The 15,264-nt window shown below is 33.7% G+C and carries 15 protein-coding genes; all 15 read right to left on the bottom strand.

Annotated elements, in window-relative coordinates; all coding sequences use genetic code 11:
* Positions 1-3: 3 nt before the first annotated feature.
* A complete protein-coding gene (gene priA, locus BM120_RS04715; protein ID WP_091993696.1) occupies positions 4-2,487 on the bottom strand; it encodes a primosomal protein N' in 2,484 nt (827 codons plus the stop codon).
* Between the two features lie 61 nt (positions 2,488-2,548).
* On the bottom strand, positions 2,549-3,757 hold the full coding sequence (coaBC, locus tag BM120_RS04720; protein WP_091993697.1) for a bifunctional phosphopantothenoylcysteine decarboxylase/phosphopantothenate--cysteine ligase CoaBC: 1,209 nt from the start codon (positions 3,755-3,757) through the stop codon (positions 2,549-2,551).
* A gap of 27 nt (positions 3,758-3,784) precedes the next feature.
* Positions 3,785-4,051 (bottom strand): DNA-directed RNA polymerase subunit omega, encoded by a 267-nt coding sequence (gene rpoZ / locus BM120_RS04725; protein WP_091993699.1) that lies wholly within the window; start codon positions 4,049-4,051, stop codon positions 3,785-3,787.
* Positions 4,045-4,671, bottom strand: coding sequence for a guanylate kinase (gmk, locus tag BM120_RS04730; RefSeq protein ID WP_091993701.1), 627 nt, complete (start codon positions 4,669-4,671; stop codon positions 4,045-4,047). The genes rpoZ and gmk overlap by 7 nt, the downstream gene beginning before the upstream one ends.
* A 37-nt stretch (positions 4,672-4,708) precedes the next feature.
* Positions 4,709-5,590 carry a YicC/YloC family endoribonuclease gene (locus tag BM120_RS04735; RefSeq protein ID WP_091993702.1) on the bottom strand — a complete coding sequence of 294 codons (882 nt, stop codon included), beginning with the start codon at positions 5,588-5,590 and terminating at the stop codon, positions 4,709-4,711.
* A 164-nt stretch (positions 5,591-5,754) separates the two neighbouring features.
* On the bottom strand, positions 5,755-7,533 hold the full coding sequence (locus BM120_RS04740) for an Rqc2 family fibronectin-binding protein (RefSeq protein WP_091993704.1): 1,779 nt from the start codon (positions 7,531-7,533) through the stop codon (positions 5,755-5,757).
* A 71-nt stretch (positions 7,534-7,604) separates the two neighbouring features.
* A complete protein-coding gene (pyrR, locus tag BM120_RS04745; protein ID WP_091993705.1) occupies positions 7,605-8,132 on the bottom strand; it encodes a bifunctional pyr operon transcriptional regulator/uracil phosphoribosyltransferase PyrR in 528 nt (175 codons plus the stop codon).
* 36 nt (positions 8,133-8,168) lie between these two features.
* Positions 8,169-9,095, bottom strand: coding sequence for an RluA family pseudouridine synthase (locus BM120_RS04750; protein ID WP_091993707.1), 927 nt, complete (start codon positions 9,093-9,095; stop codon positions 8,169-8,171).
* A 4-nt stretch (positions 9,096-9,099) separates the two neighbouring features.
* Positions 9,100-9,537, bottom strand: coding sequence for a signal peptidase II (lspA, locus tag BM120_RS04755; protein ID WP_091993709.1), 438 nt, complete (start codon positions 9,535-9,537; stop codon positions 9,100-9,102).
* A gap of 179 nt (positions 9,538-9,716) precedes the next feature.
* Complete coding sequence (gene trpS, locus BM120_RS04760) at positions 9,717-10,724, bottom strand: tryptophan--tRNA ligase (RefSeq protein ID WP_091993710.1); 1,008 nt, start codon at positions 10,722-10,724, stop codon at positions 9,717-9,719.
* Between the two features lie 75 nt (positions 10,725-10,799).
* Positions 10,800-11,510 (bottom strand): 5'-methylthioadenosine/adenosylhomocysteine nucleosidase, encoded by a 711-nt coding sequence (locus tag BM120_RS04765; protein ID WP_091993712.1) that lies wholly within the window; start codon positions 11,508-11,510, stop codon positions 10,800-10,802.
* Positions 11,511-11,815: 305 nt separating this feature from the next.
* Positions 11,816-12,712 (bottom strand): sulfite exporter TauE/SafE family protein, encoded by an 897-nt coding sequence (locus BM120_RS04770; protein ID WP_091993713.1) that lies wholly within the window; start codon positions 12,710-12,712, stop codon positions 11,816-11,818.
* 97 nt (positions 12,713-12,809) lie between these two features.
* Positions 12,810-13,817 carry a proline racemase gene (locus BM120_RS04775; protein WP_091993715.1) on the bottom strand — a complete coding sequence of 336 codons (1,008 nt, stop codon included), beginning with the start codon at positions 13,815-13,817 and terminating at the stop codon, positions 12,810-12,812.
* Positions 13,818-13,913: 96 nt separating this feature from the next.
* Positions 13,914-14,381 (bottom strand): glycine/sarcosine/betaine reductase component B subunit, encoded by a 468-nt coding sequence (locus BM120_RS04780; protein ID WP_091993716.1) that lies wholly within the window; start codon positions 14,379-14,381, stop codon positions 13,914-13,916.
* Positions 14,382-14,391: 10 nt separating this feature from the next.
* Complete coding sequence (prdD, locus tag BM120_RS04785; RefSeq protein ID WP_091993718.1) at positions 14,392-15,150, bottom strand: proline reductase cluster protein PrdD; 759 nt, start codon at positions 15,148-15,150, stop codon at positions 14,392-14,394.
* Between the last annotated feature and the right edge of the window lie 114 nt (positions 15,151-15,264).

Raw genomic sequence — 15,264 nt, forward strand, 5'->3', positions numbered from 1 at the left:
ACACTAAATAAAAGTATTCGGATTTATCTCTATATTTATATCTATACCCTTACTAAATACATTTTCATACTTTTTTATACAAATATATTTTATCATAGATTTCAAAAGTTTTATGTCAACTCCATGATTTTTTATTATTACTTGCCATCTAAATTTATTATTTATCATCCTAATTGAGCATTCGTTTGGACCAAGTATGCTTCTTATTGAATCAATTCCCTTTTCTTCCATCAAATACTTTAACGTATCTCTAAATCTAAAGGAATTTTCTTTGGCTAACGACTCATCCGAATTTGCAAAAACAACCCTAATAATACTGTTAAATGGTTCATAGCCAAAAGTTTTTCTAAGCTTTATCTCAGTTTCATAAAAGGCTTTGAAATCGTAATTTGCAGCACTCCTAATAGCAAAATGCTCTGTATTATATGTCTGTAGAACAACCTGACCCAGCTTTTCACCTCTACCCGCTCTACCGGAAACCTGAGTAATCAATTGAAATGTCTGTTCATATGATTTGAAATCCGGAAAATTCAGCATGAGGTCTGCCGATATAATACCCACCAAAGTCACATTTGCAAAATCATGTCCTTTGCTCAGCATTTGTGTACCGATTAAAATATCCGCTTCTCCCTTATTAAACGTTTCAAGAATTTTCTGCACTCCATTTTTCTTTTTTGTAGAATCTCTATCCATTCGCAGCGTTTTGTGATTTGGAAATAAATTAAATACAATCTCTTCTATTTTCTCGGTACCTACACCAACACTTCCAATATTTGTCATATTGCATTTCGGGCATCTATCAGGAATATGTTCTTCATATCCACAGTAATGACAAATTCCTTTTTTTAGCGACTTGTGATTCGTCAAAGTAATATCACAATTTTTGCATTTAAACACATGACCACAGTCTTTGCACTCCATAAAATTTGCGTAACCTCTTTTGTTTAAAAACAAAATTACCTGATTGCCTTTTTTTAGCTCCAAATCCATTTTGGCTACCAATTCCTTGCTTAGAGGCGAGCCATTGCCCGAATGTAGCTCTTTCCTCATATCAACTATTGATATTTCAGGCATCAAATTGTTATTTACTCTTTTATTTAACTCAAGCAGCTCGTAATCACCATTTTTGGCATTGTAGTAATCTTGTACAGATGGTGTCGCAGAGCCCAGCACAACAGCAACATTGCTTTTGAATGCCTTGTATCTTGCAATTTCAATCGCATCATACTTCGGTGTCTTTTCTGATTTATAACTAAAATCGTGTTCTTCGTCTATTATTATCAATCCCAATGAATCAAATGGAAGAAAAATTGCAGATCTCGTACCAATAACAACCCTTATATTTCCATTCTTCACCTCTCTAAAGACATCATATTTTTCACCTTCGGATAATTGGCTATGAAAAACTCCTACTATATCACCAAATCTATTTTTTACCCTTGCAATAGTCTGTGGAGTAAGAGCAATTTCAGGTACTAGAAAAACACTTTCCATGCCTTGAGATAACACATATTCTATAAGCTCCAAAAACACTTCTGTTTTACCACTACCGGTCACTCCATGAATCAAATATGGCTTGCGGCTTTTATGTCGAATGCCTTCGATTATTCTATCCACAACCTTTCTCTGCTGAGAATTTAAATCAATTTTTTTGTTCTCCACTGTCAAAAGCTGACTAGGAGCTCTGAAATGGCTCTCTTCTTTTATTTTAATTATACCTCTTTTTTCAAGGCTTTTTATTGTTTGATTAGATACACCAAGCAGCTCCAAAAGTGTCGACTGCTCCACAGAACCATTCAAAAGCAAGAAATTTACTGTCTCCAATTGTTTTTTACCTAGCTTAAGACTACTAATGTAATCAGAATTAGTCTGTGTTTTACATTTCAAATCCTCATCCAAATACACAATCTTTATCCTTTTTTCGTTGACAACCTCTTTATACGACCACTGAACATTTACTAGACCTTTTGAAATAAGAGAGTCTAATTTAGATTTTGAATGTCTGCTCGTCAGGCTGTCATAGCTGACGTCTTCCTTAGACAGATATAGCTCATTTATAATCTTTCTCTCAGCTTGATCTAGTGAAACCTCCTGTTCAACAGTCAGTTCTTTTATAGAAAAAACCGGTTTGACAATTTTTATAGAATTTAGTGTATATCCTTTTGGAAAAAAAAGATTTAAACAGTCTAAATATGTACAAATGTATCTATCTCTCATCCACGATATCAGCTCCATATTTTCACGTGAAATCAGAGGCTTGTCACCCAATACATCAAAAATATCCTTTATTTCAAAATCAGTGCATTCAGATTCATTTTCACTCTTTATATTATTTACGATTGCTTCAATAGGCTTGTTGCTTTTTCCAAAGGGCACACTAACTCGGTATCCAATATCTATTTTGTTTTCAAGTGAATCAGGTACTCTGTATGAGAACAACATATCAGAAAATCTTCCTTTTTGCTTCAAAATTACATCTACATACATAATTACCTCCAAAATCTCATCCTAAAAATAGGGAAATCAAAGTTGATTCCCCTCGCATTAACTACTTATTTTCGATTATCACTTTAATATCATCTAAAATATGATTTCCAACCTCTGACTTCTCCATTTTTGGAAGCTCTTTGATATCGCCGTTCGGATAAATAAGCTTTACTATATTTGTATCAGAAGCGAATCCGGCACCTTCCTTTGTCAAATCATTGGCAACAATAAAATCCAAATTTTTCTTTTCAATCTTTTTCGTGGCATTCTCCAAAACATCGTTGGTTTCAGCAGCAAAGCCTATCAGTATCTTATCACCTTTAATTTTTCCCAGCTCAAGGGCTATATCCTTATTTCTAGACAATTTGATTTCTAGATCATCGTTCTTTTTCTTTATTTTTTTATCAGAGTATTCTTTTGGTTTGTAGTCGGCAACAGCCGCACTTTGAATAACTACTTGATTATTTTCAAATTCCCTTGTCACAGCATTATACAAATCTTCTGCACTTTCAATACTTATAAGCTTTGAAAGATTTTTCGGTATTGGTAGGCTTGTTTTCCCAGAAATTAGAGTTACATTCGCACCTCTTTCTACGGCAGATTTCGCTATTGCGTAACCCATTTTGCCACTCGACCTGTTTGTAATATACCTGACTGGATCTATAGACTCAATTGTCGGTCCTGCAGTAATCAGTATATTTATCCCCTTTAGATCCTTTACAGCCTGCTCGTTAAAAAAGCTTTCAACATAAGCTACTATGTCATCTACATCTGCAAGCTTTCCAACTCCGATATCTCCGCATGCCAACAATCCAGAGCTTGGTTCTATAAACCTATAGCCATATTTTTTTAATCTTTTTATGTTTTCTTGGACAATCTCATTTTCAAACATATTAGTGTTCATAGCCGGAGCAAAAACAACTGGCGATTTAGTCGCCATAACTGTCGTACTTAGCATATCATCAGCAATTCCATTTGCGATTTTTCCGATAATATTTGCAGTTGCAGGCACAATCAAAAATAAGTCCGCCATTTTTGCAATTTCAATATGCTCAACATCCCAAGTCTTTGGTTTTTCAAACATATCTGTAGCTACAAAATTATTACTCAAGGTCTGAAAGGTCATAGGAGCTACAAACTCACAGGCTGATTTAGTCATAATGACTTTGACATTGGCACCCATTTTTTTCATTCTATTCACAACATCACAGGCTTTGTAAACAGCTATTCCGCCAGTTACTCCGACAACAATATTTTTACCACTTAACATAATATTTCTCCCAAAATATAACAAAAATTACTCTTGTTCTAAATACTTTCTCTCTTGCTCAAGCTTATGTTCTATTTCCTGTGTTTTTATTTCATCATCAGTTAATAATCTGTACTTTACCCTACCTTCAATGACTTCCTCACTTGCAACAACAACTGGCTTTTCTTCAGCAGTAGAATTAACCATAGGAATATCGCCATCCACCAATTCTCTAGCTCTCTTTGAAACAGTAGCAATCAAGTAATATCTGTTGTCTATTTTTTTTACAATTTCATTTAGTGATGGTTTTAGCATTTTAATATCTCCTTTTCAAATAAATCTATAATTTCATCCTTGTATCTTATAACCTTCATCTTTTCAGACATAATTATTTTTTCAATATCTTCTACTGATTTTTCCACTACATTATTAAAAACAAAGTAGTCGTATTCACCCACTAGCTTGATTTCGTTATACGCGGAATTAAATCGCATTTCAATTTGTGCACTTGTCTCCGTCCCTCTACCAACAATTCTACTTTTTAGCTCAGACAGGCTCGGTGGTAAAATAAAAACAAATACTGCCTCTGAATATGATTTTTTTATCTGCATCGCACCCTGCATTTCAATTTCAAGAATTACATCATTACCCTTGTTTATTTCGTCAAAAATAGTCTTTTTTGGTGTACCATAATAATTTTCATAAATCTTGGCAAATTCTAAAAACTCGTCGTTATCGATCATATTTTCAAATTCGCTCTTCGATTTATAATAGTAACTCACGCCTTCAATCTCGCCTTCTCTAGGTTTTCTAGTAGTAGCTGAAACCGAAAGATTAACATTTTCATGTTTTTCCACTAGCTTTTTACAGATAGTGCCTTTTCCAGCTCCACTTGGACCAGAAATAACTATCAGCAAACCCTTCTTCTTAACCATAAAAGCCCCTCCACGTATTAATACACTGCAATTACAGCTATTCAATATTCTGTATTTGCTCTCTTATCTTTTCCAGCTCAGACTTCATATCTATTACTAAATTTGTTATTGAAATATTGGAAACCTTTGAACCTATCGTGTTTGTTTCTCTATTCATCTCCTGAATCAAAAAGTCAAGCTTTCTGCCTATTGTATCATCACTTACAACTGTATTTCTCAATTGAGTTATATGACTTTTAAATCTAACAATCTCCTCTGTTATATTAGATTTATCAGCAAATATGGCAACCTCCTGTGCCAACCTATTTTCATCTATTAGATTAGGGTCATTCATAATATCTGAAATTCTGTCAAACAATTTCTTTCTATATTCCTCTTCGACAGTTGATGCCAAAGACTCGATTTCCAAAATATTCTTTTCCAAAGCTTTTGTTCGCTCCAATATATCATTAGCTAGCTTATGACCTTCAAAGCTTCTCATATCCGACAGTTCAGTCATACAATTTTCCAGTGCAAGCTTCATTATTTCCCATAGCTCATCTTCATCATTCTCAGCTTCTGAAATCCTTATTACATCAGGAAAGCTATAAATGTCACTAAGCTTGATTTCATCATCAATCTTAAAATCGTTCTTGACTCTAGAAACAATATCATAAACCTGCTTTGCGAGCTCAGAATCATAAATCAAATTAATATCATTAGAGGAGAATGCTTCTATTTTTACGAAAATATCAACTCTACCTCTTTTCAAGTATAGCTTAACGAATTGTCTCAGCTTATCTTCTAAAAAAGAAGCTTTTCTCGGAATCCTAGGATTTATATCTAAATACTTGTGATTAATTGTCTTACATTCAATAGAAATGCAGTACTTATCGTCTTTGTACTCTCCAATTCCAAATCCAGTCATACTTATTGCCATATTATTTTTCTCCAATATTTTATTATCATATATATTTTACCATAAGGTTAATTATAACACAAAAATAAATCATTTTGTATCAATTCCAAGACAATAAATTTTCAATTTCATCTATCTCGTGAAAGCAACTTTTATTTATCTCGTAAAACTGTTCTGAGAAAGTTTTAGCTTTTATCGTCTTGAATAACCTTTATCTTTGCTATTTCTTCATCTGAAGGAGTAACATACACGGTTTTATTATTCTCATAAATAACCAATCCAGGCTTTGCACCAGAAGGCTTCTTTACATTTTTCTTCAACGTATAGTCTACCGGAACCTTACTTGATAATCTTGCTTTACTAAAAAACGCAGCCAAAATCGCAGCCTCAAATATTTCTACATCGCTAATTTTTTTTCCCGCAGATTTTATTACAACGTGAGACCCTGGAATATCCTTTGTATGAAACCATAAATCCTCATTATCTGCCAATCTCAATGTAAGATAATCATTTTGTTTATTATTTTTTCCGACAATTATCATGTTTCCATTAGAGCTTAAATATTTTTTAAATTCCGTAACAGGCTTTAAATTCTTTTTGGGAATTTTGTAAGCCCTTACATATCCCTCTCTTATCAGCTCTTCCCTTATTTCTTTCAACTCCACTTCAGCTTCGCAGTTTTCTATTGCAAGCAAAATATTTTCAAGATATTCAGCTTCCTCAGAGTTTTCAGAAATAAATTTAGTCAGCTCTTCATTTGCTTTTTTTAGTTTATTATATTTTTTAAAATACCTTTGAGCATTCTCGGATGGAGTTAAGTTTTTTTGAAGCTGTATATTTACTTCATTGTTATCATCATAAAAATTACATAAGCTCACACTCTCCATTCCCGGCTTAATCATATAGATATAGGATGTAATCAGCTCTCCTTTTATCTTAAACTCCTCCGCCTTTTCCGATTCTCTCAACTCTTCCATTTGCTTTTTTATTTTGTTATTTAAACGATCTAATTTGATGGATATGTTTTTTCTCAAATTAAGAGATTTCTGAGTTATTCTCTCTTTTTGATCCTTTGATATATAGTAATTCTCAATAACCTCAGATACTGAGTCGAATGATTTTACTTCACAGTCTTTATATTGCGATAGTTCGATCACACCAAACTCAACTATTTTATTTTTTCTCATGTCTATTACCATATTAGGATAAACATCATCATTATCCAGTTTTGAAAAAATATCACTTACTTCATCAGCTATTCTTTTGATATCATAAAGATATGCATCCTTTGCTAATAAATCTACATCAATACCAAGCCTATAGCAAATCTCGTTTGAAATAAGTGGCGAAATTCCTAATATATTCGATAATATTGCCTTATTGATTTTTTGTTGACTTTTTTCAAATCTCCTTGTCAATTCATCTATATTAATACCACCTAGAGGATTGATTTTATCCTGGCTTGGAGGCAACTCATATTCCATACCTGGCAATAGCTGTCTAACTCTACTCACACTTAGAGGTATTCTTTTTATTGAATCCAATATCTTTTTTTCATTTTTCGAAACCAATATAATATTACTGTGTTTTCCCATAATCTCAATATAGAGATATTTTGTCGTTTTTTCTCTCAGCTCATCATAGGATTCAACTGAAATTCTCATAATTCGCTCGAATCCAATCTGTTCAACATCGGTTATCACACCATTTTGAATATATTTTCTAAGAGTCATACAAAATACGGGTGCTTTCTTTGGATTGCTTTTTTCATAAGCCTTGGCAATGTAAACTCTCGGGTTTGATGCACTAGAACTTATTACCAATTTTATATTAGATTCCCTTGTTCTAAGCTTTAGGCAAATTTCATCTTTTTCTGGCTGATACACCTTGTCTATTTTTGTTCCAACAAGTGTTTTTTTCAATTCTCTAGACAGTGCATTCAACACAATACCATCAAACGCCATAATACTGTTCCTCTCTAACCTTTATCATGTATTTTCTGCTTAACTTATTAACAAATTGCTACAAAATCCTCTTATTCACAAATTGTCACAGAATCCTCATCATCAATTTCTACAAATTTAACTAATACCTTTTCATTTTTTGAAGTAGGTACATTCTTACCTACATAATCAGCCCTAATTGGCAGCTCTCTGTGTCCTCTATCGACAAGAACAGCCAATTGAACTAGCTTTGGTCTGCCGTTGTCAATAATATAATCTAACGCCGCTCTTATTGTCCTGCCTGTATACAGCACATCATCAACTAAAACTACTGTTTTGTTGTGGACATCAAGATCAAATTTTTCGTCAACCAAGCCTTTAATAACATCATGTGTTACATCATCTCTATAACTCGTTATATCGATACTTTCACATATCACTCTGCTATTTTCAATAGCTTCAATCTTACTAGCAATTCTATTTGCCAAGGGAATCCCCTTAGTTTTGATACCAACGATAACTAAATCCTCAATACCTTTATTTCTTTCAATTATTTCATGACTAATTCTTGTAATTGCTCTACCTATGGCTTTTTCATCCATTATTCTCGCTTTTTCCATATCTATTTCCTCTAAACCTATTCAGATAAATTTTAGCTATTCCCTTGTCTTTTTCATCACATCTAAAAAATAATCAGGTAACTCAGAGTTAAATTCCATATATTCACCACTACTTGGATGAATAAATCCCAATTTTCTTGCATGAAGTACCTGCCCTGTTAATTTTGAAAATTTCTTTACAGTATACCCATAAAGATCATCACCTATTATTGGATGCTTTATATAATTGCTATGAACTCTTATTTGATGAGTTCTTCCTGTTTCCAAGGTCGCTTTCAAATGTGCGAATCCATTGAGATTTTCAATCAATTCAAAATGAGTAACAGCTCTTTTTCCACCATTTTTTACCACTGCCATTTTTAGTCTATCCTTTGGATTTCTACCAATAGGCTTATCAATTGTCATTTTTTTCCAATCCACATTTCCAAATACTATCATCTCATACTCTCTTGTGATCGAATGAATGGCAAACTGTTCTGCCAAAAAGCTATGAGCCTTATCATTTTTAGCAATCACAAGCAATCCAGATGTATTTTTATCTATTCTATGAACGATTCCTGGACGTATGACTCCATTGATAGAAGATAGATTTTCTTTACAGTGAAACAATATCGCATTTACCAATGTATTGTCAAAGTTTCCAGGTGCTGGATGAACTACCATCCCTTGAGCTTTATTAACTATAAGTATATCTTCGTCTTCGTAAGCTATTTCAATCGGAATATCCTGTGGCGCCACAGCTAAAACTTTTGGCTCGGGAAATTCAACTTCAATTTGGTCTCCAACGCAAACCTTGTAACTCGACTTCTGTTTTTTACCATTTACCAGAGTCATTCCATCTCTAATAAGCTTTTGATGCATACTTCTAGAAACATCTGAAAACATTTCTGACAAAAATGCATCCAATCTTTTGCTCTCATCATCCCTTTTCACCCTTAGTATCGTGTTCTTTTCTTCTCCCAAACTATTATTCCTTTCCAGTTATTAGCAGGTATACGCACAATATAAATGTACCAACTACAACAAGTACATCTGCGAAGTTAAAAACATAATTCCAAATAAATCTGAAATCAAAAAAATCTACAACATAGCCTAGATATATTCTATCAATTAAATTTCCTACTGCACCTGCCAGTATCATGGCAACAGCAATTTTTGAAATTTTCTTTTCCTTTGATTTATGAATATAAATTATGCCACCAATTACCACCATTACGGAAATAACGATGAAAATATACTGTTTGCCCTGTAACAATCCAAATGCAGCACCTCTATTTTCAACATACGTTATATGAAAAAAATCATTTACAACTGGGACACTCTCTCCTAACTGAATGCTTGATTGGACGTATTTTTTTGAAAGCTGATCTATTATTATCAAAACTACAATAATAAACTCAAACATTTTTTTCCTCGATTCTAAATTAAAATAATATAATTCAATATACATTAGTAAATGTAAAATATTAATAACTAATAACAAAACTAATTTGCCACTGAAGTAACTAACGTAATACAAGAGTATCACAATAATGATACTCTTGTATTACTAATATTATCATAGATATCTCTAATCAAAAACCATTAAAACTTTCTAGGTATAAAGCCTATTTTTTCATACACATCTCTAAGTGTCTTTCCTGCTTTAATTTCAGCCTTTTCAGCACCTCTAGTGTATATTCCTTCTAGATAATCTCTATTCTCCAACAAGTATGCATATTTTTCACGTATAGGTCTTAGGCTTTCCACCACTGCTTCTGCCATTTCGCTCTTAAATGCCCCATATCCCTTTCCGGCATACATGGCAACAATTTCTTCTACTGTTCTTTCTGTAAGAGCGGAATATATATTTATAAGGTTCTTCAATCCGGGTTGATCATTTGAATAATTAACTACACCTACAGAGTCTGTGACTGCTTTTTTAATCTTTTTGACAGTCGTGTCAGAATCCTCAGCAAGTAAGATAAATGCATTTTCATTAGAATCAGATTTGCTCATCTTCTTTTCAGGCTCTTGTAGACTCATTACCCTAGCAGTTTCTTTTGGATAATATCCCTCAGGAACCACGAACGTACCCGGATATTTGTTGTTAAATCTTATAGCCAAATCTCTTGCCAGCTCCAAATGCTGCTTTTGATCATCTCCAACTGGAACGACATCTGTTTGATAAAGCAATATATCCGCAGCCATTAATACCGGATATGTAAAAAGACCTGCATTAAGATTTGCTTCACTCTTCTTTGACTTATCCTTGTACTGTGTCATTCTATTTAGCTCACCCATATATGTCATCGTACACAACACCCAGCTCAACTCCGCATGCTCTCTCACATGCGACTGAATAAATATAGTATTCAAGTCAGGATCAATTCCACAAGCAATAAACTGAGCCAATAGTTCAATCGTTTGTCTTTTCAATACTTCAGGATCCTGTGGAACTGTAATCGCATGCATATTAACCATACTAAAGTAGCATTCAAACTCATTCTGTAGCATTGTCCAGCTCTTCAATGCTCCAAGATAATTTCCCAATGTCATTTTACCCGATGGCTGAACACCACTAAATATTACTTTTTTTTCTTGATCGCTCATAATTTTGTCTCCTTTAGATTTTTCAACGTTTATATAAATAATTATATCACTTGTAAAAAAAACATGTCAAGGTTTCTACAGGTGTGATAACATATTAATTACCATATTTTTAGAGGTAAGAGCAGCTTTTTTTACAAACTCCTCGTATTTAACATCTGCACTGCTATCCGCATTATCTGAAATAGCCCTAATAATAACGAAAGGAATCTCGTTTAGATATGCAACATGAGCAATAGCTCCGCCTTCCATCTCACAACAATATCCACCAAATTCCTCACGCAAAGCTGTTTTTTCTTCGTTATCAGCAACAAATTTATCTCCAGTAACCACTCTCCCCTTGAAACAGCTGTTTCCATCCTTTACGTTATCAAAAGCCTTGCAAGCGGAGTCTATTAATACACTATTTGCTATAAAAACAGAAGCTTTCAATCTAGGAATAGTGCCCCTTGGATCCCCCATTGCAGAAGCATCCACATCATACTCAATGGCATCTGTCGAAATCACAACATCATTGATGTTTATTTCTCCTCTCAAGCCACCAGCCACACCTGTATTAATTACAGCATCTATTTCAAATTCACTTATCAATATTTGTGTACACAAAGCGGCATTCACCTTTGCAATTCCACACTCCACTACAACTACATCTTTTCCAAATATATTTCCGAAATAGAAATCCAGACCAGCCACATTTTTACATTTCCTGCTTTCAATCTGAGAAACCAGCCCCTCTACCTCTTCTCTCATTGCACCAATAATACCTATTTTATTAAAACTCAATGCCATACTTCACCTCTTCGTCCATCATAATAATATTATAATAATATTAAATTTTCAATCATTTCATAGCATATTATATTTTATCATAATTGCGGAAAAATAGGAATAAATCATAAAAAAAGTATCCAAGCATTCATCTCCGTATGTACAGAATGCTGGATACTTTTTTCTAGGACTATAATTATATATCCCTTTGTTATTTTATACAATACTAAATATTAAAAACACATACTAAATTATGTTTGTAAACATTCATTACTAAAATCCTTCATTTACTAAGATATGAAGACTCTATGAGATAATTCAATAAATTATCCCTGCTGTTTTGCCTTTCTACCAGCCATTCCTGCTGAAAACATTTTATATGCAGTATAAAGAATAACTGCAATAATCACAAATTTCAATTTGTTTAAATCGGCATTTTTTACTCCCCAGTACGCTATTGCAACACCTAGAAGACCTGAAATAGATATCACTATTGAAACTAGTGGGCTATATGTCTGTTCTTTGATAAACTTGATTGAACAAACAGGCATCAATAGCGCACAAGATCCCATCATGATTGGGAATGCAGATTTTAAATTCATTCCTAGTAAGAATACCATTGCCATACATGGAGCATAAAGTCCAACACCAGCAGTCATCAACGCACCAAGAATAAAGTTACCAACAATACCTATTACTAATTTCACTCCAGTCAATCCAGTAGCTGTAGTTTCAACTGTAAACAGCTTCAAGTATGGATGAGTTATTATCATTATTATAGCAGCGGCAAACAATGCAACCCCCATAACCAACTGAATCTTTGTTTCGTCCATCTTTGATATTATTCCGGCTCCTACATATGAACCAACAACAGCTGCAGCAATTAATGCGACAAGAGTAACTGGATCAATTTCTATAGCACCAGTAAACAATATCGCTTCAAAAAGAACTGGAAGAGTACAAGAAACATTAAGTGTTCCAGGGATATCTTTATCATTAATATCAACCTTCAATAACTTTAACAAAGCAACTATAGGACCAAAAGAACCAATACCAAGTGTATCACCAAAGTTTGTCAAGAATCCTATAAATGCAGATTTTCCGATCTGAGCACCTGAAGTATTCCCCAATGCACTCTTTCTCTTAATAACATCAGCAAGCAATACCACACCTGAGCCAGCAAATGCAATTTTAAATAACCACAGTAAAACAGTAATTATCATAAACATACCCCCTAATATAATTCAAAAATATAATTTAAAAATAAATTCTAATTTAGTTTGAGGAGGGAAAAACCCTCCACAAACACATATTTACTTACTATTTCAATACAAATCCATGCTTAACTGGATCTTCATCATCTATTACAAAGTGATTGAATCCTGTAATATATGCAGAACCAGAAATCTGAGGTACTATTGCATCATAATCTCCAACCTTAGTTTCTTCAACTATTTCACCTTCGAATATAGTTCCTAATATAGATTCATAGAAGAATTTATCTCCCATTTTAAATTCTCCCTTTGCATGCAATGTAGCCAATTTAGCACTTGTACCAGTTCCACAAGGAGATCTATCAACCTGACCCTGACCGAATACAACACAGTTTCTCAAAGTAGCATTTGGAGTATCAGTTTCTGACCACCATTCAACCAAATCTACAGTTTTGATATGCTCTAATTCTGGATGCTGTACTGGTATTTCAGCGTTGATTATATCTCTTAGCTGCATACCCAATTTGTTCAATACTCCAGCGTTTTCTGGAACTATTTCAACACCTATCTGATCAACCTTTACGATAGCGAAAAAGCTTCCACCAAAAGATATATCAAATTTAACCTTTCCATATCCTGGCAATTCTACTTCTTGATCTCTCTTATATAAGAATGATGGAACATTCTTGAATGATACTTTCTTAGCCTTTCCATTTTCAACAAGAACTTCACCTCTAATTATTCCAGCTGGTGCTTCCTGAACAACCTTTGTGATTGGTTCAGTTACTGGAACCATTCCAGTTTCTACTGCACAAGTCATAGCACCTATAGTTCCGTGTCCACACATATTTAGGTATCCGCCACCATCCATAAAAATGATACCAAAATCAGCTTCAGGATCAGTTGGCTGTGTAATTATAGAGCCGAACATATCGTTGTGTCCTCTTGGCTCTAGCATTATAGAAGTTCTTAAATAGTCAAGATTATCTTCCAACCACTGCTTCTTTTCTGGCATCGAATTCCCCTTAATATTTGGAATACCACCAACAACTATTCTTGTAGCTTCACCCGCAGTATGTGAATCAATTGCGTGAATACTCTTACTAAACTTCATAACTAAGTACCTCCATTCAAAATAATTATTTTTTTAACTAATATATGTACAAAAATACAAAATAATTTCTTATAAAATGTTAAACAATTTAGAAAATTATTTCGCTTTTCGCATTTTCAATTTCAAAAATACAAGTGCTTTTCTAGCATCGACAATGTCGACATTGTTTTCACCAACAACCTCTGTTTCGATACCTTCTTCACTCTTATTAATATCGACAATCGTATCCATATATTTGTTTGTAACAACGAATTTCGCCTGTACACCATTGAAAGTAACACCAACAGTAGGTATTCCTCTCTTTCCAATTTCCTCAAAGGTATTTGCATAATCAACATGAGAATTTCCCCAGCCATCTGCACTCAGGATTACTCCATCCACTCTCATAGCTTCGCACCATGCCGCAGCTCTTTGGCCGACCAAATTCTTATATTTATTATCGTCAGGAGTACCAACAACCATTATTCCAACGAAATCAACATCGGTATCTTCTCCCATTACTTCTACCAATGGATCTCTAAACATATGAAGAGATGTCTCCTTTGTTGACGGACCTATTCCCATAACAAACCTCCTATACCAACGCTCTCAATATTCCATCCCTATACTCGTTAGGTGATAGTATCATAGGCATATTACACATATCAATAATTGAAGTTCCACCTTCAAAACCACTTGGCTCAGCTGGGAACAATAAATTGTCATACATTGCACCTTGTCCGGCAATCTGTTTAACCAAAACTACCTTTTTCTTTCCTGGAGACAATTTATCAACAAATTCATGCGATTCGGCTGCTAATCTTCCGTCTATTGTTTTTAGTACTTTTCTTATTTCTTGAATAAACATATCACATGCTCTAAAACAAGAGTTAGGTAGATTTCTATCAAATGGCAGTCCACCCTTTATCGTAACGTCCATATGAATGATGTAATCATTTACGTCAGGTGTTCCTCTTCTACCAAAAATCATCTGTTCAGATAATATACCTTCCGAGGATCCAAATTCATGCATTTGTCTTCCATCCTCATCAATACCAGTAAGCATAACACAGGCTCCGGTTATGGTATGAGTAATACCTTCTCCAATAGCTCCCAATACTTTTGTAGAAATTGGTATAATGTCCATAATGGTATTGATTTCTCTATCGTAATCACCTGGTTTAATGATATCAAGCTTTATTTCAGTGATTAAATCATCATTCTTTTTTAATTCATCAATAAACTCTGGAACAATCTCAAGTACATCTTTTTTTATTGCAAACCTATTCCCAAATACTACTTCGTTTATTTGAAATGGCTTTATTACAAGTCGTCTTAAAATTTTTTCCTCCATAGTAAATAATCACCTTCTTTATATTTTTTAGTAGGACTACATCCCCTATTTACATAGAGGATGTCCTACCAAAACACACCCAACAAGGATATGTAATATTATTATTTTTTATCA

This window comes from Peptostreptococcus sp. D1 (genome assembly GCF_900112955.1).
Classification (GTDB): Bacteria; Bacillota; Clostridia; order Peptostreptococcales; family Peptostreptococcaceae; genus Peptostreptococcus.

Bases quoted from the DNA above. Each gene is read 5' to 3' on its own strand.
- priA (WP_091993696.1), bottom strand. From the start codon at position 2,487: ATGTATGTAGATGTAATTTTGAAGCAAAAAGGAAGATTTTCTGATATG.
- coaBC (WP_091993697.1), bottom strand. From the start codon at position 3,757: ATGTTAAGTGGTAAAAATATTGTTGTCGGAGTAACTGGCGGAATAGCT.
- rpoZ (WP_091993699.1), bottom strand. From the start codon at position 4,051: ATGCTAAAACCATCACTAAATGAAATTGTAAAAAAAATAGACAACAGA.
- gmk (WP_091993701.1), bottom strand. From the start codon at position 4,671: ATGGTTAAGAAGAAGGGTTTGCTGATAGTTATTTCTGGTCCAAGTGGA.
- BM120_RS04735 (WP_091993702.1), bottom strand. From the start codon at position 5,590: ATGGCAATAAGTATGACTGGATTTGGAATTGGAGAGTACAAAGACGAT.
- BM120_RS04740 (WP_091993704.1), bottom strand. From the start codon at position 7,533: ATGGCGTTTGATGGTATTGTGTTGAATGCACTGTCTAGAGAATTGAAA.
- pyrR (WP_091993705.1), bottom strand. From the start codon at position 8,132: ATGGAAAAAGCGAGAATAATGGATGAAAAAGCCATAGGTAGAGCAATT.
- lspA (WP_091993709.1), bottom strand. From the start codon at position 9,537: ATGTTTGAGTTTATTATTGTAGTTTTGATAATAATAGATCAGCTTTCA.
- trpS (WP_091993710.1), bottom strand. From the start codon at position 10,724: ATGAGCGATCAAGAAAAAAAAGTAATATTTAGTGGTGTTCAGCCATCG.
- BM120_RS04765 (WP_091993712.1), bottom strand. From the start codon at position 11,510: ATGGCATTGAGTTTTAATAAAATAGGTATTATTGGTGCAATGAGAGAA.
- BM120_RS04770 (WP_091993713.1), bottom strand. From the start codon at position 12,712: ATGATAATTACTGTTTTACTGTGGTTATTTAAAATTGCATTTGCTGGC.
- BM120_RS04775 (WP_091993715.1), bottom strand. From the start codon at position 13,817: ATGAAGTTTAGTAAGAGTATTCACGCAATTGATTCACATACTGCGGGT.
- BM120_RS04780 (WP_091993716.1), bottom strand. From the start codon at position 14,381: ATGGGAATAGGTCCGTCAACAAAGGAGACATCTCTTCATATGTTTAGA.
- prdD (WP_091993718.1), bottom strand. From the start codon at position 15,150: ATGGAGGAAAAAATTTTAAGACGACTTGTAATAAAGCCATTTCAAATA.